At 67.7% G+C, this 18,746-nt stretch carries 29 protein-coding genes and 1 pseudogene; 15 read left to right on the top strand and 15 right to left on the bottom strand.

Annotation, left to right across the window (positions count from 1 at the left end; all coding sequences use genetic code 11):
• The first annotated feature begins 134 nt into the window (after positions 1-134).
• Positions 135-704, top strand: a complete 570-nt coding sequence (locus GNX96_RS38760) for a PPA1309 family protein (protein ID WP_279582620.1) — start codon at positions 135-137, stop codon at positions 702-704.
• A gap of 71 nt (positions 705-775) precedes the next feature.
• On the opposite strand, the gene GNX96_RS38755 is transcribed toward GNX96_RS38760, so the two are convergent.
• From GNX96_RS38755 to GNX96_RS38750, 3 genes are all read right to left on the bottom strand, one after another.
• Positions 776-1,531 carry a YlbL family protein gene (locus tag GNX96_RS38755; protein ID WP_279582619.1) on the bottom strand — a complete coding sequence of 252 codons (756 nt, stop codon included), beginning with the start codon at positions 1,529-1,531 and terminating at the stop codon, positions 776-778.
• A 71-nt stretch (positions 1,532-1,602) separates the two neighbouring features.
• The gene (locus tag GNX96_RS58560; protein WP_279582618.1) at positions 1,603-1,776 is read right to left on the bottom strand and encodes a hypothetical protein; all 174 of its coding nucleotides are present in this window, start codon (positions 1,774-1,776) and stop codon (positions 1,603-1,605) included.
• 38 nt (positions 1,777-1,814) lie between these two features.
• Positions 1,815-2,288 carry a MarR family winged helix-turn-helix transcriptional regulator gene (locus GNX96_RS38750; protein ID WP_163572683.1) on the bottom strand — a complete coding sequence of 158 codons (474 nt, stop codon included), beginning with the start codon at positions 2,286-2,288 and terminating at the stop codon, positions 1,815-1,817.
• A gap of 126 nt (positions 2,289-2,414) precedes the next feature.
• Here GNX96_RS38750 and GNX96_RS58555 point away from each other — a divergent pair, with 126 nt between their 5' ends.
• Positions 2,415-2,687 carry an NAD(P)-binding protein gene (locus GNX96_RS58555; RefSeq protein WP_279582617.1) on the top strand — a complete coding sequence of 91 codons (273 nt, stop codon included), beginning with the start codon at positions 2,415-2,417 and terminating at the stop codon, positions 2,685-2,687.
• Here the strand turns inward: GNX96_RS58555 and GNX96_RS58550 are convergent.
• Positions 2,680-2,925, bottom strand: a complete 246-nt coding sequence (locus tag GNX96_RS58550) for a hypothetical protein (protein ID WP_279582616.1) — start codon at positions 2,923-2,925, stop codon at positions 2,680-2,682. The genes GNX96_RS58555 and GNX96_RS58550 overlap by 8 nt on opposite strands.
• Positions 2,926-3,094: 169 nt before the next feature.
• Between GNX96_RS58550 and GNX96_RS58545 the strand changes: the two genes are divergently transcribed.
• A complete protein-coding gene (locus GNX96_RS58545; RefSeq protein WP_279582615.1) occupies positions 3,095-3,706 on the top strand; it encodes an FAD-dependent oxidoreductase in 612 nt (203 codons plus the stop codon).
• A 193-nt stretch (positions 3,707-3,899) separates the two neighbouring features.
• Here the strand turns inward: GNX96_RS58545 and GNX96_RS38740 are convergent, their stop codons facing one another.
• Positions 3,900-4,964: an NAD-dependent epimerase/dehydratase family protein gene (locus GNX96_RS38740; RefSeq protein WP_163572682.1), complete on the bottom strand. Its 1,065-nt coding sequence runs from the start codon at positions 4,962-4,964 to the stop codon at positions 3,900-3,902.
• A gap of 95 nt (positions 4,965-5,059) precedes the next feature.
• On the opposite strand from GNX96_RS38740, the gene GNX96_RS38735 reads away from it, so the two are divergent.
• Entirely contained in the window at positions 5,060-6,301 is a 1,242-nt protein-coding gene (locus GNX96_RS38735) for a zinc-dependent metalloprotease (protein ID WP_279582614.1), read from the top strand.
• A gap of 134 nt (positions 6,302-6,435) precedes the next feature.
• On the opposite strand, the gene GNX96_RS38730 is transcribed toward GNX96_RS38735, so the two are convergent.
• Both GNX96_RS38730 and GNX96_RS65960 read right to left on the bottom strand, forming a co-directional pair.
• On the bottom strand, positions 6,436-6,630 hold the full coding sequence (locus GNX96_RS38730; RefSeq protein ID WP_163572681.1) for a hypothetical protein: 195 nt from the start codon (positions 6,628-6,630) through the stop codon (positions 6,436-6,438).
• 20 nt (positions 6,631-6,650) lie between these two features.
• Positions 6,651-6,881, bottom strand: a pseudogene (locus GNX96_RS65960) (SpoIID/LytB domain-containing protein); the annotation flags it as partial.
• A 31-nt stretch (positions 6,882-6,912) separates the two neighbouring features.
• Between GNX96_RS65960 and GNX96_RS58540 the strand changes: the two are divergent.
• Positions 6,913-7,167, top strand: coding sequence for a hypothetical protein (locus GNX96_RS58540; protein WP_279582613.1), 255 nt, complete (start codon positions 6,913-6,915; stop codon positions 7,165-7,167).
• Here the strand turns inward: GNX96_RS58540 and GNX96_RS38720 are convergent.
• Together GNX96_RS38720 and GNX96_RS38715 are read right to left on the bottom strand one after the other, a co-directional pair.
• Positions 7,143-7,592, bottom strand: a complete 450-nt coding sequence (locus GNX96_RS38720) for a CHAP domain-containing protein (RefSeq protein WP_163572680.1) — start codon at positions 7,590-7,592, stop codon at positions 7,143-7,145. The genes GNX96_RS58540 and GNX96_RS38720 overlap by 25 nt on opposite strands.
• A gap of 272 nt (positions 7,593-7,864) precedes the next feature.
• Positions 7,865-8,086, bottom strand: coding sequence for a hypothetical protein (locus GNX96_RS38715; RefSeq protein WP_163572679.1), 222 nt, complete (start codon positions 8,084-8,086; stop codon positions 7,865-7,867).
• A 67-nt stretch (positions 8,087-8,153) separates the two neighbouring features.
• Between GNX96_RS38715 and GNX96_RS38710 the strand changes: the two genes are divergently transcribed.
• From GNX96_RS38710 to GNX96_RS38700, 3 genes are all read left to right on the top strand, one after another.
• Positions 8,154-8,894, top strand: a complete 741-nt coding sequence (locus GNX96_RS38710; RefSeq protein ID WP_279582612.1) for a hypothetical protein — start codon at positions 8,154-8,156, stop codon at positions 8,892-8,894.
• Between the two features lie 128 nt (positions 8,895-9,022).
• The gene (locus tag GNX96_RS38705; protein WP_163572677.1) at positions 9,023-10,222 is read left to right on the top strand and encodes a family 20 glycosylhydrolase; all 1,200 of its coding nucleotides are present in this window, start codon (positions 9,023-9,025) and stop codon (positions 10,220-10,222) included.
• Positions 10,222-10,842 (top strand): hypothetical protein, encoded by a 621-nt coding sequence (locus GNX96_RS38700; RefSeq protein WP_163572676.1) that lies wholly within the window; start codon positions 10,222-10,224, stop codon positions 10,840-10,842. The genes GNX96_RS38705 and GNX96_RS38700 overlap by 1 nt, the downstream gene beginning before the upstream one ends.
• Positions 10,843-10,917: 75 nt before the next feature.
• Here the strand turns inward: GNX96_RS38700 and GNX96_RS38695 are convergent, their stop codons facing one another.
• Positions 10,918-11,139, bottom strand: coding sequence for a hypothetical protein (locus GNX96_RS38695; RefSeq protein ID WP_163572675.1), 222 nt, complete (start codon positions 11,137-11,139; stop codon positions 10,918-10,920).
• 26 nt (positions 11,140-11,165) lie between these two features.
• On the opposite strand from GNX96_RS38695, the gene GNX96_RS38690 reads away from it, so the two are divergent.
• Positions 11,166-11,387 (top strand): hypothetical protein, encoded by a 222-nt coding sequence (locus GNX96_RS38690; RefSeq protein ID WP_163572674.1) that lies wholly within the window; start codon positions 11,166-11,168, stop codon positions 11,385-11,387.
• Here GNX96_RS38690 and GNX96_RS38685 read toward each other — a convergent pair whose 3' ends face one another.
• Positions 11,388-11,951, bottom strand: coding sequence for a M48 metallopeptidase family protein (locus GNX96_RS38685; protein ID WP_163572673.1), 564 nt, complete (start codon positions 11,949-11,951; stop codon positions 11,388-11,390). It abuts the gene before it with no gap.
• A gap of 666 nt (positions 11,952-12,617) precedes the next feature.
• Here GNX96_RS38685 and GNX96_RS38680 point away from each other — a divergent pair.
• The 3 genes from GNX96_RS38680 to GNX96_RS38670 all read left to right on the top strand — a co-directional run bounded on the left by GNX96_RS38680 (position 12,618) and on the right by GNX96_RS38670 (position 13,723).
• Positions 12,618-12,770: a DUF5679 domain-containing protein gene (locus GNX96_RS38680; RefSeq protein ID WP_163510995.1), complete on the top strand. Its 153-nt coding sequence runs from the start codon at positions 12,618-12,620 to the stop codon at positions 12,768-12,770.
• A 211-nt stretch (positions 12,771-12,981) separates the two neighbouring features.
• Positions 12,982-13,161, top strand: coding sequence for a hypothetical protein (locus GNX96_RS38675; protein ID WP_163572672.1), 180 nt, complete (start codon positions 12,982-12,984; stop codon positions 13,159-13,161).
• A 7-nt stretch (positions 13,162-13,168) separates the two neighbouring features.
• Positions 13,169-13,723: a hypothetical protein gene (locus GNX96_RS38670; protein ID WP_163572671.1), complete on the top strand. Its 555-nt coding sequence runs from the start codon at positions 13,169-13,171 to the stop codon at positions 13,721-13,723.
• 95 nt (positions 13,724-13,818) lie between these two features.
• On the opposite strand, the gene GNX96_RS38665 is transcribed toward GNX96_RS38670, so the two are convergent.
• A complete protein-coding gene (locus GNX96_RS38665) occupies positions 13,819-14,046 on the bottom strand; it encodes a hypothetical protein (protein WP_163572670.1) in 228 nt (75 codons plus the stop codon).
• Between the two features lie 84 nt (positions 14,047-14,130).
• Entirely contained in the window at positions 14,131-15,030 is a 900-nt protein-coding gene (locus GNX96_RS38660; RefSeq protein ID WP_279582611.1) for a PLP-dependent cysteine synthase family protein, read from the bottom strand.
• Between GNX96_RS38660 and GNX96_RS38655 the strand changes: the two genes are divergently transcribed.
• The 3 genes from GNX96_RS38655 to GNX96_RS61765 are packed head-to-tail and all read left to right on the top strand — an operon-like array spanning position 15,029 to position 17,280.
• Positions 15,029-15,865, top strand: coding sequence for a winged helix-turn-helix transcriptional regulator (locus tag GNX96_RS38655; protein ID WP_279582610.1), 837 nt, complete (start codon positions 15,029-15,031; stop codon positions 15,863-15,865). The two genes, GNX96_RS38660 and GNX96_RS38655, sit on opposite strands and share 2 nt — an antisense overlap.
• A gap of 16 nt (positions 15,866-15,881) precedes the next feature.
• Entirely contained in the window at positions 15,882-16,730 is an 849-nt protein-coding gene (locus tag GNX96_RS61770; protein WP_313885894.1) for an ABC1 kinase family protein, read from the top strand.
• Positions 16,648-17,280 carry an AarF/UbiB family protein gene (locus GNX96_RS61765; RefSeq protein WP_313885893.1) on the top strand — a complete coding sequence of 211 codons (633 nt, stop codon included), beginning with the start codon at positions 16,648-16,650 and terminating at the stop codon, positions 17,278-17,280. The genes GNX96_RS61770 and GNX96_RS61765 overlap by 83 nt, the downstream gene beginning before the upstream one ends.
• A gap of 179 nt (positions 17,281-17,459) precedes the next feature.
• Here the strand turns inward: GNX96_RS61765 and GNX96_RS38640 are convergent, their stop codons facing one another.
• Entirely contained in the window at positions 17,460-17,966 is a 507-nt protein-coding gene (locus GNX96_RS38640) for a GNAT family N-acetyltransferase (protein ID WP_163572667.1), read from the bottom strand.
• A gap of 331 nt (positions 17,967-18,297) precedes the next feature.
• Positions 18,298-18,612, bottom strand: coding sequence for a WhiB family transcriptional regulator (locus tag GNX96_RS38635; RefSeq protein WP_279582608.1), 315 nt, complete (start codon positions 18,610-18,612; stop codon positions 18,298-18,300).
• Between the last annotated feature and the right edge of the window lie 134 nt (positions 18,613-18,746).

Here is an 18,746-nt window from a genome sequence, read left to right as displayed (position 1 = left end):
CTTACCTACCACTACCCGGTCCACTATTGCCCACTCGGAACACGTCCGGGCCGGCGGGCCGACCAGCGGCGCCACCTGCGACCGTATCCCGCTGCGCGGCAAAGCGCCGGCAGGTCGTTTGCGAAGATGAACAGATGCTTTCTGAAGCCAACGCCGAACAGCCCGCCGACGGTTCCGCCGCAGCAGCGGCGGACGGCCAGCTCACCGCGGTGGTGGCCGAGCTCGAGCAGCACGCCGACAGCCTCGGCTGGGACCGCCCGCCGACGCTGTTCGCGCTGGTCCCGACGGCCGAACTGGTGGCCGCCGAGCCGGCCCTCGCGGCTGCGCTGGGCCTCGCGGACGGCCCGGTGGATGCGGGCGGCTTGACGCCGGTCGAGCAGGAGCCACTCGGGGACGGGCCGCTGGATGAGGCGCTCGCCGGCATCCAGTGGCCGCCGGAGGTGGCCGGTTGCGCGTTGATCAACGAGGTCCTCGTGCTACCGCCGTCGGCCGGCGAGGCGCCGGCGGGCACCGACCCGATCCGCTGGGCCAGCGAGCATCCAGCGCGCCGCGAAGTACGGCTGGTGGTCGGCGTCGTACGGGACGGCGGGCGCGCGTCCCTGCTGCGGATCCGGCCGACCGCGCTCGCGTCCGACGAACCGGTCGTACCAGGCGCCGACCTGGCCCCCAACCTCGCCGCCGCGCTGCTGTCCACTTTGGACTGACCGCTTTTGTCCGCAACGCCCCGCCGCTTGCGCAACGCGCGAGTAACGGGGCGTTGCGGACGAAAGATACGTCAGCAGGCCGGGATCGCGCCGGACTTCTGGCGGAGGTTGGTCAGCGCGGTCACCGCGCCGCCGAGCGTGCTGACCTTCACCAGCCGCAGACCGGCCGGGGTCGCGGATGACGCCTCGGCGCAGTTGCCGTCAGGCACCAGGAAAACCGTCGCGCCGGCCTGCCGGGCGGCGATCATCTTCTGCTGGATGCCACCGATGATCCCGACGTTGCCGTCGTCGTCGATCGTGCCGGTGCCGGCGATGAAGGCGCCGCCGGTCAGATTGGCGTCGCTGGCGGTGTCGACGATGCCGAGCGCGAACATCAGGCCGGCGGACGGGCCGCCGATGTCGGAGAGCTGGATCTTGACGGTGAAGGGATGCGGTTGCGGTTGCGTCTGATTCAGCCGTACGCCCAGGATCGCCCGCTTCTGGTCGTCCATGCCCAGTTGTACGGTCGCGCTGCCAGCCGATCCGCCCCGCAGATAACCGACTTTCACCGTGTCCTTGGGCTGGTGGGTGGCCAGTTGGGCCTGCAGGCTCCCATTGCTGGTCACCGGCTTGCCGTCCACGGTGGACAGCTCGTCGCCGGCCTTGAGTTTGCCGTTGGACGGCGAACCGTCCGACAGCGACACGACCTTGACGTGTACGGGGAAACCGATCTGGCGCAGCGCCGCGGTCTCCGCGGAGGTCTGCGACTGGGTGAAGTCGTCGGCGTTCTTCGCCTCGATCTGCTTGCGCGACTGGTCCGGCGGGTAGACGAACTCGCGTGGCAGCACCGCCGAGTCGCCGTCGATCCAGTAGCGGATCGCGGTGCCGAGGTCGATCTGGTCAATCGCACTGACCGTGGTCAGGTTGAGGTGACCGCTGACCTGCCGCGCCGTCCGGCCGTCCAGCGTGTGATCTTCTTGCCGCCCACACTGCCGAGCGTGTTGACGGTCGGCCCGGGCAGCTCGGCCACGTACGGCACCGGCAGCCACGCGAGGGCGATGCCCATCACGATCAACAGGACCGCTCCGGTCAACACAGTCCACCCTCGCCGCATCACCCGCCCAGTCTGCCTTAGCCGGAGTCCGGGTCGCTGACCAGCCTCTGGGCGTGCTCGTAGTAGAGCCGGGTGTTGAAACGCATGAATTCAGTCAGGTGGGTGAGCGTGGTGTCGTCCAGGCCCCGGAGGTAGACGTTGCCGTCCTCCACCAGCGGCCCGTAGATCCCCATCGCCAGGTCGGCGCCCTTCTCGGTCGGTTGGACGAGCACCCGCCGCCGGTCGCCGCTGTCGCGTACGCGCGTCACATAGCCAGCGCGTTCCAGCCGGTCGATGGCGGTGGTCACCCCGCCGGTCGTGAGGCCGGCCGCGGTCGCCAGCTCGCCGGGCGTCAAGGTGCCGCCGCCGAGCGCCAACTCCAGGCAATGCATGTCCGTACGGTTCAAACCGAGCCGATCCGCCACTCGCTGGTCGAGCACGTCCAGCGCACGTTGGAACTCCTGCATCACCGGCCCCAACTGCCGTACCAGCCGCTCGTGTGTGGACTCCATATCCAACCTCCGTCACAAGTCTCTTGACATTCTAGAGATCTCTCGCCTAGATTCTCCGTCAGGTTAGGTTACTAGAAATTCTAGAGAATCTTTGCGGGAATCTCTCATTGATCTAAGGAGTTTGCGATGCGAGTCATCATCATCGGAGCCGGAACCGGCGGCATGTGCCTCGCGCACGGGCGGCGGCGCGCAGGCGTCGAGGTGTCCGTGTACGAGCGGGACCGCACTCCTACGGGCGGGCTCTTCGGCTATCGGGTCGGCATCGACCCGACCGGCAACCGGGCGCTGCGGGACTGCCTGCCGCCGGAACTCTTCGACACGTTCCTGGCCACCTGCGCCCGGGCGCCGAAGCAGCATTTCAGCGTACACGCAGGACTTGAAGCGGCTGGTCTCAGTTGACCTGCGAGACGACAGCGACCCGATCAACAGTGAGCGGTCGGTGTCCCGGACGATCCTCCGGCAGGTGTTGCTGACCGGCATGGACGACGTGGTCCATTTCGACAAAACCTTCGTACGGTACGAGCAGCACACGAACAGCGTGACGGCATATTTCAGTGACGGCAGCAGCGCCACCGCAGATGTGCTGGTCGCCGCCGACGGCACGCGTTCGGCCGTACGCCAGCAATATCTGCCACACGCGCGCGTCGAGGACGCCGGTGTCATCTCGCTGACAACAAAACTTCCCATCACCGCCGAGACGCGCGCACTGTTGCCTAAGGAGGCTTTTGAGGGCCTGTCGCTGATCTTCGGCACTCGGGGCACGCTCGGCATCGTGCACGTGATGGAGTTCAACTGGAACAAGCCCGGTGGTTCTGAACCACTCAACCGCTGGCATGGACTACTTCGCGACAACACACGACGACTACATCAACATCGCCATGTGGACGTCCGCGGACCGCTTTGCGGCGAATGTCGGCAAACTCCGCGGCGCCGAGGTCATCGAGCTCGCGCTGGAAATGACCCCACACTGGCACCCGCACCTGCGCCGGCTGTTCGAGCTGGGCGACCCGGCCAGTTCCTTCCCGGTGGTGACGGCCACGTCGGTGCCTGTCGACCCGTGGCCGACCACCAACGTGACCCTGCTCGGCGACGCGATCCACACCATGACACCGGGCCACGGAGTCGGCGCCAACACCGCCCTACGCGATGCCGCACTCCTTTGCCGCTGCCTTGTGGGCAGCGACGGAAGCCTGCTGGATGCCATCGGCGCGTACGAGGCGGAGATGATCCCCTACGGGTTCGCGCGGGTGCGTGACTCGCTCAACAACAACGGCACCAGCGGCAACGATCCGCTCTACAGACCATTCGCCGGCCGACTTGCGATGGCCGGCGCACGTACGTATTTCCGCGCTGTCGACAAGATCCCCTCAGTACGCCGGAAGTTCGTCGATGACCTCACCACTTACCGCGAATCCTGAGGGTGCGGCGCGAAACTGTCGTACCCACCCCGAAAAATCACCCCCACCCAGAACGGGTGGGGGGGGGGTTAGAGGAAAACTGTCCACTGAAAATAAGAACAAAAGCCTCACACCCACCCCCCCCCGCTCAAAGGGAGGGGGCAAGAAAACAGCACGCGTACGACAGTTTTGAGCCCCACCCGGCGTGTCGGCTCTACTTGCCCGAGGCGCGCCGTTTGCGGGCCCGCCGCACCAGGGCGGCCGTGCCAATCAAAGCCACCGTCGCCCCAGCGGCAGCGGTGGCGGCTGTCGCGCCCTTGGGATCGACGGGCAGCCGGTAGCCGCGAGCGGGGCGGCCGTCCGCGTAGTCAGTCAGCGCTTCGACGTTCGAAAAGGTCGGTTTCCACCCCGCGTCGCGCAACCGCTCGCTGCCCACCACCCAGGGATAGACCAGGTAAGCCAACTCCGAAGGTGAGCTGGTCACCCCGATCGAGTGCAGCCGGGCGGCCGTACCGAAGGCGATGGCGGCTGGTAGTTCCAGCGGGCGGCGGCGCAGGACGCGTTGCACTTCGGACTGGTCGATCCAGCCGTCCGAGCCGACCGTGGCTGGGCCGGACATCCGGGTGGTGACGGCGGTCGCGACGGCGGCGGCGAGGTCGTCGACGTGGCAGAACTGCCAGTGCGGCTGGGTTCCCCTGACGACCAGCAGCCGCGGCCCGTCGAGCAGGCCGTTGGCGGGGTTGGGCAGCCCCGGGGCGAGCAGCCAGGCCGGCCGGAGCACACACACGTCGGTCTGCGGATATGCCTGGTCCACCGCGTACGCGAGGCGTTCCAGCTCCAGCAGCTCGGCGACCGTGCCGTCGGCGGTGGCCAGGATCTGCTGGTCCTCGGGCAGCGGCACCGGGTTGTCGGCGGCGGCGCCGTAAACCTGGGCGCTGGAGACCAGGACGACTTGGCGTACGCCGGCGGCGGCCGCGGCCATCAGCGCAACGGAGACACCGACCTCGTTGGCCCGCCGCTGGGCACGGTCGGGTTGCTGGTCGGTTTCGCTTGGCGCATAAACCAGCGCTTGTACGCCCCGAAGCGCACCCGCCAGCGAGGCATCGGTCACGTCCACCCGGCGCAGGGTCACTCCGGGCACCGGTGGGCGCACAGTTCCGAGGGCGATGACCTGCCTGATCGGCTCGGTCGCCAGCAGCGCACGGCAGATCGCCGCGCCGCTCACCCCGGTCGAACCGATCACCGCCACCACCCGCGGCGACTCGCCGCGCGCGGTCACCGCGGCCCTCCCTGAGAACTGGCAGGTCGTGCCCGAGACAACCGCGCGCTGGGGACTACCTTTGAATCCATGACCGCCGCCGCTGTGAGCACGCCGTGACCACTCCTCCCACCCCACCGGGTTTCCCCGGCATGCCAGATCCGAACGACCCCGGCCAGATGCAGGCGTTCCTGGCCCAGCTTCAGCAGATGTTCGCCACCGCCGGCACCTCCGACGGCCCGGTCAACTGGACGCTGGCCCAGCAGATCGCCGAGCAGGTCGCCCGGCCGACGGACCGTTCCCTGACTGCCGCTGAGCGTACCTCGGCAGCGGACGCGATAAGGCTCGCCGACGTCTGGATCGACCCGGTCACGACGCTGCCTTCGGGCGCGCGTACGACCGCGGCCTGGACGACGCTGGAGTGGATCGGCGAGACCCTGCCGGTGTGGAAACAGCTCTGCGACCCGGTCGCGTCGCGGGTGGTGGCGGCCACCTCCGGCTCGCTCCCGGAAGGCATGGCCGAGCAGCTCGGGCCGATGCGCGGGCTGCTGGACGGCATTGGCGGAATGGCGTTCGGGCAGCAGGTGGGGACCGGCCTCGGCCAGCTGTCCGCGGAGGTGCTCACCTCCTCGGACATCGGCGTGCCGCTCGGCCCGCCCGGCGTGGCGGCGCTGCTGCCGGCGAACATCGACACCTTCGCCGAGGGTCTGGAGCGCTCCGGCGACGAGGTGCGGCTCTACGTGGCACTGCGCGAGGCGGCGCACCAGCGGCGGCTCTTCGAGCACGTGCCGTGGCTGCGGGCACACCTGCTCAACTCCGTCGACGCGTACGCGCGCGGCATCAGCGTCGACCGGGAGGCGATCGAGGACGCGATGTCGTCGATCGACCCGGAGCAACTGGACCCGACCAACTTGGAGTCCCTGCAGAACTCGCTGGCCGGCGGCATGTTCACGCCCAACGACACACCTGAACAGAAAGCCGCGCTGGCCCGCTTGGAAACCGCGTTGGCGCTGGTCGAGGGCTGGGTGACGATGATCGTCGAGGCGGCCGCCGGGGACCGGTTGCCGGGGCTGTCCGCGCTCGGTGAGGCGTTCCGACGGCGACGCGCGTCCGGTGGGCCGGCGGAGCAGACCTTCGCCACCCTGGTTGGCCTGGAGATGCGGCCGCGCAAGTTGCGCGAGGCGGCGGTGCTCTGGAAGACGCTAACCGAGGTGCGCGGCGTCGAAGGCCGGGACGCGATCTGGGGCCACCCGGACCTGCTGCCCTCCTCCGACGATCTCGACGACCCCGAAGCGTTCGTACGCGGCCAGGACGACGACGGCCTGGACGGCCTCGCCGACGACCTGAAAAACCTTTAGACGTATCAGCCTGGCGCCTGTTGAGGTTTTCTTTAGGATCACATTCCACGCTTGGGCACTCTTGAGGAGTCGCCTTGATGTGGATCCATTTTCGGCCGGGTAAGGCCGGCGGTCGCCCGCCGGCCTTACGTCGATCAGGTCGTGGTGCCCAGCGTGATGTGCGGGTAGTAGATGCCCAGCATGTAGCTGTAGTTGTGGCCCTGCAGCGCGCAGGTCTGCGAGGCCCACTGGTGCATGATGTTGGTTCCCTGGCCGGTCGTACAAGCCTGGCCGCGGGTGCCGGCGCGGTACTGGCTCGCGAAGACCACGCCGCCTTCGCGGGCGAGCACACCTTCCAGGTCGCTTTCACGGCCGCAGTCGTGTTCGCGTTGGCGCTGCCAGCCTTGTAGACCTGGTAGCTGGTGGTGTCGTCGACGTCGTAGCACTTGCCGCCGTAGCTGTGCCCAGACGAGTGGTTCGCCCAATACCAGGCGAAAGTTTTCACGGCCACCGCGCCGGCATAGAGCGACTGCGCCTTCCAGCTGGCGATCCATTCGTTCGGCAACACGTTGTCGACGTACGTCTGGAATGGCACCGCCACGACTTTGCGTTGGGACCTAAGCAAAACGTGAATGGTGGTCGGCGGTCTGGTCTCGGAATGGAAGCCACCACAACCGGTGGCGGCCACCGCGGCTTCACCGGCACCACTGCTGGCACCGGGTCCGGTGTCCGCGGTTGCCGCACTCGTACCAGCGACCAGGAACGCCAATGTCATCGCCGCGACAGCGAAGAGTTTTCTTTTCATCGATTCACCTTCGTGGAAAGGGGAACCGCCGGCACCCGGCCGGCGGTTCACCGCGAATCAGACCCCGGGCGGGCTGACGTAGCCGGAAATCAGCCAGTTGCTGCCACCCGAGCGGGCGGTTATCGGATTGATGTGGCTCTTCACGACGTGCGTGCTGCCAGGACCTCCGGAGCCGTAGTCGCCATTCATGGTGTCGATGTATCCATTGCTGTAAACCGCGGTCACGATGCCCACGTGGCCACCCGTACCAGCGCCGGGCTGACCGAAGACGACGATGTCACCGACCAGCGGATTGCCGCGCTGGCCAGCCGGCCGCGCCTTGAAAACGTGATGCGCCTTGCCCCAGGTGCCGACGTCGGTGGCCACCCAGGTGGTCGGCGCTGGCGTGACTCCGGCGTGCCGCCAGACCCAGCTGGCGAATACCGCGCACCACCAGTTCTGGCAGGCGGACGTGCCGCCCGCGGTGGTGAACGACGTGCAGCTCTTGCCGACCTGCGCGTTCGCCATGCTCCGAATGCCAGCGCGGGTGGCTTTTGCCGGGGCGGCAAGAACTGGAGTCCGCGTACGCCGAGCTGCTGGTCGCAGTGACGGCCATCGCCACCGCGGCCAGCGTGCCGAGCAACACGCCGACGAATCGGGTTGTTCGCTGTCTTGCCATCTGTGCCTCGCAATCTCGGCGGAGTCGGCCGGATTCGCTCGCCGGCCGGCGCCAAGGCAACCATCGAGTTCGGAACTCCAGCAGGGCGCAATAGCCAGCTGGCAGGTTTGTGCCATTGACTTCAGGAGAATTGATGGTCACTGACAATGTCTGGGCTACCGACCTGATCGCCGAGCTCGCGCCCACGATCACACCGTCCTACCTGCGACTTCTCGAGGATCGGGAGCTGTCCGTAAGAGCGGCGGCCGAAGAGCTCGGCGGCGCCGAAGTGCTGGAAGACCTGACCGCACTTGGCCTCGCCTTCGTCGATCCACGCGAACCCGACCAGGTGGTCGCGGCCCATCCATTGGACGCCCTACAGAGTGTTTTTACTTGCCACCGAAAGGAAACTGTCCCGCCAGCAAAGCCGGGTGCGGGCGTCTTTCCAACAGCTGAGCGACATACAAAACCAACGCGCCCGCGATGGCGGCGACGCCACCGATCAGCTGGTACGGATCATCACCGATCCGCGGGAAATCGCCGGCCTCGCCACCGGCCTGATGAGCCTCGCACAGCAGGACTTCATGGTTCTGGACACGTACACATTCCCATGCGTGCCGACCGAGTCGGTGGCCGCGCCACCGATTTTTCCTTCCCAGCACCAGGTTCGCTGCCGAGCGGTCTACGAAGCCGAGTATTTCGACCATCCGGTCGGGCAGGCCATCCTCGCCACCGGGGTGATCGCTGGCGAAGAGGCGCGAGTGGTCCCCCGGTTGCCGCTCAAGCTGAAGATTGTGGACGACACGGCCGCGCTGGTGCCGCTCACCGACACCGGAGTGAGCACCGCGATGCTGGTGCGCTCCCCCACCCTGATCCGCGTGCTGCGGAACTATTTCGAGCTGCTCTGGGAAAGAGCCACGCCGATCCAGGTGACAGCCGGCCGGACATCGGCAAGGCAGGTGTCAGAGACCGCCGGGCCGGTGATTTCCCAACGGCAGGTGCGAATCCTGCGGTTGATGGTGCTGGGCCTCAAAGACGAGGCGATCGCCCGTCGCACCGACGCGAGCCTTCGAACCGTACGACGGGAGATCTCCGCCATCATGGACATCTTGATGGTGTCGACCAGGTTCGCCGCCGGCGCGGCCGCGCGGCGGCTGGGGCTGATCGAGTGAACCGTGGCCGCTTGCGGAAAGGATCCGTCCGCGACTTGATGGCAAATGTCACTTCCATGGAGTAGACCACTCTCTTACACTGCCTCCCGACTCGTCCGGTCGTGTTTCGGCGCGCGGGAGGCAATTTCATGTCAACGTCCGTACGAGCGATGGTCGCCGCGCTGCTCGCCGCGACCGCGCGCTGCTGGCCACGCCGGTGCACGGCAGCGCCGCCACCAAGATGCCCACTGTCGTACCAGCCCCTGCGGCAGTGGACGGCTGGGACGGGCAACGACTACCAGTGGGCGACATCGAGCCGACTGGTGGTCGATTCGACGGCCTTGGCCGGCACCGCCGCGACTTTCGACACGGACCTGGCCACCCTGACCGGCCGCGCGGTACAGCAGGTGTCCGGGCCGGCCTCGTCCGCGCAGCCCGGTGACATCGTGTTGAGCCTCAGCGCCACCGCAACGCCGACGCAGTCCGAGAGCTATGCGCTGACGACCGGCGCGACGCTGACGGTTGCCGCTCGTACGGACACCGGAGTTTTCAACGGCACGCGTACGATCCTGCAGCTGCTGCGCCAACAGACACAGCTGCCGGCCGGCACCGCCACCGACTGGCCGGCCAGCCCGGAACGCGGTTTCAGCGTCGACGTGGCCCGAAAGATCTACACGGTGCCGTGGCTGCAGCGAGAAATTCAGGACATGGCCTACCTGAAGCTGAACCTGCTGCACCTGCACCTGTCCGACAACGAGGCATTCCGGGTGGAAAGCTCGACCGTGCCGGGGATCGTTTCGTCTGAGCACTACACGAAACAGCAGATCTCCGACCTGGTCACGCTGGCTGGCCGCTATCACATCACGGTGGTGCCGGAGTTTGACATGCCGAGCCATCTGGCCGCGTTGCTCAACGATCCGGACTACCAGAACCTGGCGATCGTGCCGGCCGCCAACGGCGCCATCGACATCGCCAACCCGGCCGCGCGCGACCTGCTGGCCTCGATCGTACGCGAATACCTGCCACTTTTTCCCGGCAAGTACTGGGATCTGGGCGCTGACGAATACGTGCAGAATTACGCCGCCTATCCGTCGCTGGTGAATTACGCGCATTCCCACTGGGGTCCCAACGCGCCCGCGATCGACACTTTCTATGACTTCGTCAACAGTATGGCGACTCTCGTCCAGGGCAGCGGCAAAACCCTGCGGATGTGGAATGACCAGCTGACCACCGATCCGCACCCCGAGGTGCCGCTCGCGGCCGGCATCGCGATCGACTACTGGAACGGAACGGTGGCGGTACGAACCTGCTCGGCCCGGATCAGTTGGTGGCCAACGGAAATCCGGTGATGAACGCGAGCTGGCACGCGGGCGCGGCCGGCACCACCGTGCTCTATTACGTGCTGGGCGGCGCGAAACCCGACAATCCCACGCTTTACCAGAACTGGAACCTGTTGATGTTCGACGGCAACCGGTCGATGAGTCCGACCAACGCCGGCAGTCTGCTCGGCGCCCAGCTCAGCCTCTGGTGCGACTCACCGCGCCAGCAGACCGAAGACCAGGTCGCGGTCGGCATTTGGCCGACCCTGCGAATACTCGCCCAACAGACCTGGGGATCCCCGAAACCCACCACGTCGTACGCGACTTTCCAGCAGATCATGGAAAACGTCGGCAGCCCGGTGCCACTGGGTGAATCGATGGCGTCGGTCCGCGGGCCGGACGGCCGGATGATGGTCTTCGCGGCCGGCGACGGCGGCACGGTGTCCGTACGCCAGCAGAACACCCCGAACGGTGGTTGGGGCGGATGGACCTCGCTCGGCGGCAGCGGCTACAGCGCCATCTCGGCCGCCGTCAACGGCGACGGTCAGGTCGAGGTGTTCGCGGTCGGCCCGTACGGCCGGGTCGCGGTCAGCGTCCAGTCCAGACGACGACGGCTGGCAACCCTGGTCGAGCGCACCGGGCGGCAATAACGTCCGCGGGATAGCAGCCGCCACGGACGGTCAAGGCGTCGTCCATCTCTTCGCGCTGGGCAGCAACCAGGTGCTTTACCAGAGCGCCCAGCAGCCGGACGGATCCTGGAGCACCTGGGACCCCTCGCTCGGCGGCTCGCAGCTACAGGCGATCTCGGCCGCGACCAGCCCCTCCGGGCAGGTACGGGTCTTCGCCGTCGGCGGCGACGGGGTGCTGTACCAGAAATACCGCAACGGCGACGGGTCCTGGTCCGGCTGGGACGGCTCACTCGGCGGCAGCGACCTGCGCGCCACCACGGGCGAACACCGGCGTCGGATTCGACGTGTACGCCCTCGGCGGCGACTTCGCCGGATGGGGCCGGTTCAGCGACCCCAACGGCATCTTCCAGTCGTGGGCGTCGTACGGCGGCAGCGACCTGGAGCAGCTGGCCTCCGGCCGCAACGCGGACGGGCGGCCGGAGCTGTTCACCCTCGGCGGGAACGGCTCGTACTACACCACGTTCCAGCAGACCAACGGCGCTTGGACAGGCTGGATCAGCTGGTGACTATTCGCTCTCGTCGTCCTCGCCGATGTCCAGTCCCGCGGCAGCCGCCACACCCTCCAGGTAGCCCCGCGCGCGCTCGGTCCGCGGATACGCCTCCAGCAGCCGCCAGAACTTGGCGCTGTGATCGGGCACCCGCAAGTGCGCAAGTTCATGCAGCAGCACGTAGTCGACCACCCAGGTCGGCATGTCCGCGAGCCGATCGGAGAGCCGGATCGTACGGTCCGTCGGCGTGCAGGAGCCCCACCGCGTGCGCTGGTTGGTGACCCACCGGACGCTAACCGGGCGGGCGCCATCCAGATAGCGGCGGCCGAGCTCGACCGCGCGGGCCAACAGCTCCTGGTCACTGGCCGGCTGACGGCGCCTTCGGGCAGCCAGTCGGGCAACCATCCGGTCCACCCACTCGCGCTCCTGGGCCTTGGTGAAGCTGGCCGGCAGCAACACGACCACCCGGCCGTCGTCCTCGTACGCGGACACCGTCCGGCGCCGACGCCGGCTGCGGCGCACCTCCACCGGCAGACCGGTTTGCCCACCCGTTGAAGTGGTCGCTGGCAGGGTCCCTGGCATGGCGGCATCCGGCGCGTCCCGCCGCGGCTCTTCCCGTTGCTGCACAGACGCCCCGGCCGTCGGCCTGGTGCCGGTCACGAAACCCAAGGTAGTGGCTCAGATCGCACTTCATCGATCAACCCGGCCGGCAAAGCCGCAAACTTTTTCTCGTACACAGCCGGTGCGTAGTGTTTACGCAGGTCAGAAGGTAAAAACGCTGGGTGAACTTCAGCTGTGTCCACAGGGTCGTGCACCGACCCGTCCACAGTGGCGCCGGTCACTGTCCCCACCCCGTCCACAGGGTTATCCACAGGCTGTGGAGGTCTTGCATTGACGCCAGCCGTCCTTCGCCCTAGCGTCCTTAACAGCGGAGTCCTCGGCGAGAACACCGGCCCGATGCAAGGGGAAGGCAGCGGGAAGGCGTTGTTAGCCGGGGACTCTGTTTTTGTGTCTCTCGACACCTCTTCAGTGCCGGAAATTCGTTGTGGTCAGCCGGAAATTCATCCGGAAATGACCGCCGAATGATCCCTAACGCACCCCCTCCGCGTTACCGGAAAATCCGCTGAATCGCGACTCGCCCAGCGATTAGGGCCACCTCAAGCGGCCGGAACGCGAGAACGACGGTACTGTGCGATCGGCCCTGTCACACGCGTGACAGCGGGGGAATCGAGAGGTAGAGGAGGCGACGTGGCCGAGACCTACAACGGATACTGCGTCAAGTGCAAGGAGAAGCGTGACTTCTCCGGTGAAGTTAGCGTCAGCGACTCAGGACGTCGGATGGCGAAAGGCACTTGCCCTGTTTGCGGCACCAAAATGAACCGCATTCTGGGCAAGGCCTGATTCCATTCGGGGACGGATAACCAACTGTCCCTGTCGCACCAAAACGGTGGGCGGGTGGTCGCGAGACCACTCGCCCACCGTGCTTTCCACTGCCCTGTGGACACAAAGTCGTCCTGTGGAAAACCCGGATCGACCCATCGCGGACTGGCACGCTGTGCGATGACGGCGTGACCGAACGGCACGCCCGCCACGATCCGAAGGGGGCGCCGCGGTGGGACGCACGCTGATTCCGATCCGGGCGCTGTGGCGCGACGGCCGTACGCTCCAGCTCGGCACCGACCCGGACCGCTCGGTGGTGCTGGCCGAACTCCCGTCCGGGGCCGCCGAGGTGCTCGCGCTGCTGGACGGCGCCCACAGCGATGCGGCCGTACGAAGCGTGTGCCCTGGATGATGCGGGCGTGCCCGCGGAAAACGTCAACGAGTTGCTGGAAGCGCTGCGGATCTGTGCCGCGGTCACCGACCACGACCCCGCTGGCGACCTGCCGTCCCGGATGCCCAGCGCCATCCGCCGGCACCTGCGCGGCGAGCTCGCGGCGCTGGTCCGGCGGCACGGCACGCTCGCCGGCGAAACGCTGAGCCAACGGACGCGCAAACGGGTCGTCCTCTACGGCGACCCTCGGTTCGTTGGCCCGCTGGCGTCGGCGTTGGCCGCGTCCGGCGTGCACCGGCTCTGGATCCACGCCACCGGCCAGGCTCGACTGTTCGAGGCCATGCCGGCGGGCCTGCGTAGCGACGACGAAGGTCGCCCTCGCGGCACCGCCCTCGCCGACGCCGTCTGGGCCGTCGCGCCGGAAGCCGACCTGCGCCCCTTCCCCGGCTGGACAGTCCCCGACCTGGCCATCATCGCCGGCCCGGTGGGCGCCGCCACCGCGCCGAACCGCTGCTGGTGCGCCGGTCTCGCGCCCAACTCGCGCTCGGCGCTCGCGACGGCATGGCCGTGGTCGGCCCGTTGACCGTGCGCGGCCGGACCGCCTGCCCCGGCTGCGTGGAACTCACCCGGACGGACCGCGACCCGGGTTGGCCGGCCATCGCCGCCCAACTCGCCAGCTCAGCCGTACGCACCGACGTGCCACCTGACCCGTGCTCGGTCGCCACCACCCCCACCGCGGTCGGCCTCGCCGCCGAACAAGTCCTGGAACACCTGGACGGCGGCCGCCCCGCCGCCCGCTCCCGCTTCCCTGGAACTCACCGCCGGCGGCGCGGTCATCCGCCGCCGCCAATGGGACCCGCACCCGTCCTGCCCTTGTACGCATTCCGCCGCGGCCCCCGCCCCCATTCCCGACGCCGCTGCCGCTGCCGCTGCCGCTGCCGCCTGCCTGACCTTGCGCTCAGCGTTGGTAAACGCTGGTGCTCAGGTATTTCAAGCCGGAGTCACCAGCAGGGTGGCGACCCTCGCGGTCGGTCCCAGCCGCTGCCCGACCTGGATCGCCGCGAGGACGTTCGCGCCGGACGACGTGCCGGCGAACAGGCCCTCCTCCCGTGCCAGCCGCCGGGCCATCAGCTCGGCGGCGTCGGTCGGGACGGTCACGATCTCGTCCACCGCTGCCGGGTCCCACATCGGCGGGAGGTAGCCGATCCCGGTGCCTTCGATGCGGTGGGCGCCGGACGAGCCGCCGGACAGCACCGCGGACTCGGCCGGCTCAACCGCGACGACCCGCAGCCCCGGATGATGTCCGCGCAGTTCGGTCGACGCTCCGAGCAGCGAGGCGGTCGTACCGACGGACTGGACAAAGGCGTCCACCCGGCCGCCGGTCTGGTCCCAGATCTCCTCGCCCATCGGCCGGTAGCCGGCGATGTGGTCGGTGTTGGTGAGCTGGTCGGTCCAGTACGTACGGGGTTGCCGGCTGAGCCGCCGGGCGGTCTCGATCATGGTCAGGATGAGCTTGCGGGTGATCAGACCCCGCTCGCTGGGCACTACCGTCAGCTCGGCGCCAAAAGCCGCCATCTGGTTCAGTTTGTCCTGGCTGAAAGCGTCCGAGCTGACGATCCGGAGGCGATAGTCCCGGGCCGCGCAGACCAGCGCGAGCGAGGCGCCGGTGCTCCCACTGGTGTATTCGACGACCGTGTCGCCGGGTCGCAGCCGTCCATCCGCCTCGGCCCGGCGGACCATCGCCTGCGCCATTCGGTCCTTCATGCTCCCGGTCGGGTTCTGGCCTTCCAGCTTGACCACGATTTCCGCGCATCCCGACGGTACGACCCTGCGCAGCCGTACCAACGGAGTGTTCCCGATCGCCTGCAGCACACCGCTGCTGATACCCATGTGCAAACCGTTCCTCTCGATGGCCTGTCTCCAGGTCTCGATGGTCGATCCGGCCACTTCGCCTTCTCTAGTTCAATTGTTGAACTCGTACGGCTGGATACGCTGCTGCGCGATGAGCGGATACGGACAGTTCTGCGCGGTCGCCCGGGCCCTGGAGGTGCTGGGCGAACGGTGGACCCTGCTGATCCTGCGGGAGCTGCTGCTCGGCGCGAAAACCTTCACCGACATCTGCCGCGGTCTGCCTCGCATCCCGCGCGCGACGCTGTCCACCCGACTGCGCGGCCTGTGCGCCGCCGGCGTCGTCGAGCACGCTGACGGTGACTACCGGCTCACCGAGACCGGCCTCGCGCTGGCGCCGGTGCTGCGCGAACTCGCCCGATGGGCGGTGACCACCGACGCGGCCGCGCTGACCGACGGCGATCTCGACACCGCCGCGCTGACCTGGGACATGCAGCGCCGCGTCGAGGTTGGCGCGCTGCCCGACCGTACGGTCGTGCTGGCCATCGACTTCACCGACCGAGCCGCAACCGACCGGCATTTCTGGCTGCACCTGGCCCGGACAGGCGTCAACCTGTGCCGGCAGGACACCGGAGCGCCGGTCGACGTCTGGTCGCCGCGCCGACTGCCGCGGCAACCCGGTGGTGGCTCGGCGACCTGTCGTGGGCACAGTTCCTGCGCCAGCCAGGCGTACGAACACACGGCGACCGGGTCCTGCAACGGCAGATGCACGGCTGGTTTTCCCGATACCTGTTCACGCCGGAAGCACTGGGCTGAAGCAATCCCGTACGAAGCGCGCTCGTGCCAGCCAACGTGGGATAATTACCCGTGTGAGTGACATTCCTCGGTGGGCGGTGACGCGGACGGTCAAGCTGGCGTCGTTGCCGTTGGGGATCGCTGGCCGGGCCACTCTCGGCCTCGGCCGGCGGTTGGGTGGCAAGCCCGCCGAGGCGGTGGCCGCGGAGATTCAGCGGCGTACGGCTGACCAGCTGTTCTCGGTGTTGGGGCAGCTCAAGGGCGGCGCGATGAAATTCGGCCAGGCCCTGAGCGTGTTCGAGGCGGCTTTTCCGGAGGAAGTCGCGGGGCCATATCGGGCAGCCCTGACCAAACTGCAGGAAGCGGCGCCGCCGTTACCGGCGCGGGCCGTTCACGAAGTGCTGGCCGAGCAGTTGGGGCCGCAGTGGCGGCGCAAGTTCCAGGAGTTCGACGAAAAGCCGGCCGCGGCGGCCAGCATCGGCCAGGTGCACAAGGCGATCTGGGCCGACGGCCGCGAGGTCGCGGTGAAAATCCAGTATCCGGGAGCTGGCCCGGCGCTGATCAACGACCTGAACCAGCTGGCCCGGGTGGCCCGGCTCTTCGGTGCCGTGCAGCCTGGCCTGGACATCAAGCCGCTGATCACCGAGCTGAAATCGCGGGTCGCCGAGGAGCTGGACTACCAGCTGGAGGCGCGAGCGACCCGGGCCTTCGCGAAGGCGTACGACGGCGACCCGGAGATCGTCGCGCCCAAGGTGCTGGCCGGCGCGGACAAAGTGCTGATCACCGAGTGGATCGACGGCACCCCCCCTGTCCGCGATCATCGCCGACGGCACGCAGGAACAGCGCGATCGCTGCGGGCTGCTGATGGGGACCTTGCACTTCTCCGCGCCGACCCGGGCGAAACTGCTGCACGCCGACCCGCACCCGGGCAATTTCCGGCTGCTTGACGACGGCCGGCTCGGGGTGCTGGATTTCGGCGCGGTGGCTCGGCTGCCCAAGGGCCTGCCCGAACCGGTCGGCCGGCTGACCCGGTTGGCATTGGAAGGCGACGCCGACGGCGTGATGGAAGGCCTGCGGGCGGAAGGTTTCGTGCCCGACTCCGCGCACGTCGATGCCGAGGGCATCCTCGCGTACCTGCGGCCGATGCTGGAGCCGTTGGCGGTGGAGGAATTCCAGTTCAGCCGGGAATGGCTGCGCTCGGAGGCCCGCCGGATCGGCGATCCGCGCAGTCCGGCGTACGCGCTCGGCCGCCAGCTCAACCTGCCGCCGTCCTACCTGCTGATCCACCGGGTGACACTCGGTTCGATTGGCGTGCTGTGCCAGCTGAACGCGCGCGCGCGCTCCTTACCGCTCGATCGTGGAGCGCTGGCAGCCCGGGTTCGCCGCCCCGAAACTCACCAAGTAACTCACCACCACTCGGTGTCGAGCTTGGCCTCGATGTTCCGGAGGTTGACGCGTACGCACGCCTCGCACAGCCACCCGAACTCCGTGTCATGACTCCACCCCAGCGCCGGCAGCGGCGCTTGGTGACCGCAGCCGCGGCAACTGACCGTGTCGTTAGCCGCTTGGGCAGGTGACTCGTGGTCCGGCATTCCCTCGTCATACTCGCGCCGAGCCGCCACCGCAATACGCCACGCGAGGATGCCCGATAGTCGCCTCGGCAGGCGTTTACGCAGCTAAGAGGGTGTGCACCCGGAGATGTCGCACTCGTACCAGGTGCCTTGCTTGCCGCCGAGGTCAGCTGGGCCAGCCGGACCAACCGGCACGAAACCGGCTTTGGCCAACACCTTCTGGGACGCGGTGTTCGGGTGGGAGGTGGCCGCTCGCAAGGTGCGCACCCCGTGGCGTACGGCCGCCACCTGGCACAGCTCGCGAACGGTGGCGGTCGCCACACCGCGGCCGGCAACGTGCTGGGCGACCCGATAGCCGAGGTCGGCGGTGCCGTTCTCGATGCCGAAAAGGTTGAATCTGCCAAGCACTGAGCCATCTTCGTCGACCAGCACGTAGAAAGCGCAGCCGCCGGCTTCCTGGCTCGCCAACGAGGCGTTGTACAGGTCGGTGAAATGGTCGAAGAACTCGTCGCCGCGGTCGGAAATCGACGCCGCGAAGTAGCCGCGGTTCGCGATCTCAAAAGCCAACACGGCCGGGGCATGGTCACCGGTCAGCGGCTGTAGCTCGTACACGTGCGGACTCTAACCCCGACGGCGTTACCTTCGGAATCCGATTATTCGTACGTACGAGAAAAGGCGCGCCGCCCGCCGACCGGATCCGAGTCCGGTCGACGAGCGGCGATGATGGTTGTTTGTTTGATTAGTGCGGTAATCCGATTTTCAGTGCTCGCGCAGGTAACGTAACGACGGACGCTGCGCGCGACGACCCGGGCGGGGCGAGGCGCTGGATAACGTACGGTCTGTTCCTCGCGCATTCGCGCTCGGGCGTATGCCTCATGCATAACTAACATTCGAAGACTCCTAGTAAGTTCTGTGTCGCTGATAGTGGAACCGTGCTGGGCGCTCATGCCGCAACCACCGGGGTGCGGGCAGCGTCTGCCTTACGCGGGCGTCCGCGGGGACGCTTGCGGGCGATCACCGCGCCGCGTTCGAAAATCTCGCCACCCCACACTCCCCACGGCTCGCGCCGGTCCAGGGCGCCAGCGAGGCAGGCGGTGCGCAGCGGGCAGTCGATGCAGAAATCCTTGGCGCGGTCGAGGTCGCGCGGGTTTTCGGCGAACCACAGGTCGGGGTCCTCACGGCGACAAGGAAGCTCCGAGTCGTCGTCGATCCCCGGCTCGAGAACGGCAACAGTGACGCTCAGTGTCGGGTAAGACATGCCGGGTTTCACCTCTCTCCAGTCTTACGGGCGGTAGCTCGTGGGCGGACGGTTTGAGTAGTGGCTGGTCAGGGGGTGGCCAAACAAAAAGGCCGTGGATCCCGGTGGGGATCCACGGCCTCGAAGTGAGCCGG

Origin of the sequence: Fodinicola feengrottensis, assembly GCF_010993775.1 — a bacterium.
GTDB classification, from domain to species: Bacteria; Actinomycetota; Actinomycetes; order Mycobacteriales; family HKI-0501; genus Fodinicola; species Fodinicola feengrottensis.
This window is presented reverse-complemented; position numbering and strand designations above follow the sequence as displayed.

Excerpts from the sequence above, each read along its gene's own strand:
- GNX96_RS38760 (WP_279582620.1), top strand. The coding sequence starts at position 135 with ATGCTTTCTGAAGCCAACGCCGAACAGCCCGCCGACGGTTCCGCCGCA.
- GNX96_RS38750 (WP_163572683.1), bottom strand. The coding sequence starts at position 2,288 with ATGGAGTCCACACACGAGCGGCTGGTACGGCAGTTGGGGCCGGTGATG.
- GNX96_RS58555 (WP_279582617.1), top strand. The coding sequence starts at position 2,415 with ATGCGAGTCATCATCATCGGAGCCGGAACCGGCGGCATGTGCCTCGCG.
- GNX96_RS58540 (WP_279582613.1), top strand. The coding sequence starts at position 6,913 with ATGGTGGTCGGCGGTCTGGTCTCGGAATGGAAGCCACCACAACCGGTG.
- GNX96_RS38720 (WP_163572680.1), bottom strand. The coding sequence starts at position 7,592 with ATGGCGAACGCGCAGGTCGGCAAGAGCTGCACGTCGTTCACCACCGCG.
- GNX96_RS38715 (WP_163572679.1), bottom strand. The coding sequence starts at position 8,086 with ATGGGCCGCGACCACCTGGTCGGGTTCGCGTGGATCGACGAAGGCGAG.
- GNX96_RS38705 (WP_163572677.1), top strand. The coding sequence starts at position 9,023 with ATGTCAACGTCCGTACGAGCGATGGTCGCCGCGCTGCTCGCCGCGACC.
- GNX96_RS38700 (WP_163572676.1), top strand. The coding sequence starts at position 10,222 with ATGAACGCGAGCTGGCACGCGGGCGCGGCCGGCACCACCGTGCTCTAT.
- GNX96_RS38685 (WP_163572673.1), bottom strand. The coding sequence starts at position 11,951 with ATGCCAGGGACCCTGCCAGCGACCACTTCAACGGGTGGGCAAACCGGT.
- GNX96_RS38665 (WP_163572670.1), bottom strand. The coding sequence starts at position 14,046 with ATGGGGGCGGGGGCCGCGGCGGAATGCGTACAAGGGCAGGACGGGTGC.
- GNX96_RS38655 (WP_279582610.1), top strand. The coding sequence starts at position 15,029 with ATGTGCAAACCGTTCCTCTCGATGGCCTGTCTCCAGGTCTCGATGGTC.
- GNX96_RS38660 (WP_279582611.1), bottom strand. The coding sequence starts at position 15,030 with ATGGGTATCAGCAGCGGTGTGCTGCAGGCGATCGGGAACACTCCGTTG.
- GNX96_RS61765 (WP_313885893.1), top strand. The coding sequence starts at position 16,648 with ATGGGGACCTTGCACTTCTCCGCGCCGACCCGGGCGAAACTGCTGCAC.
- GNX96_RS38635 (WP_279582608.1), bottom strand. The coding sequence starts at position 18,612 with ATGTCTTACCCGACACTGAGCGTCACTGTTGCCGTTCTCGAGCCGGGG.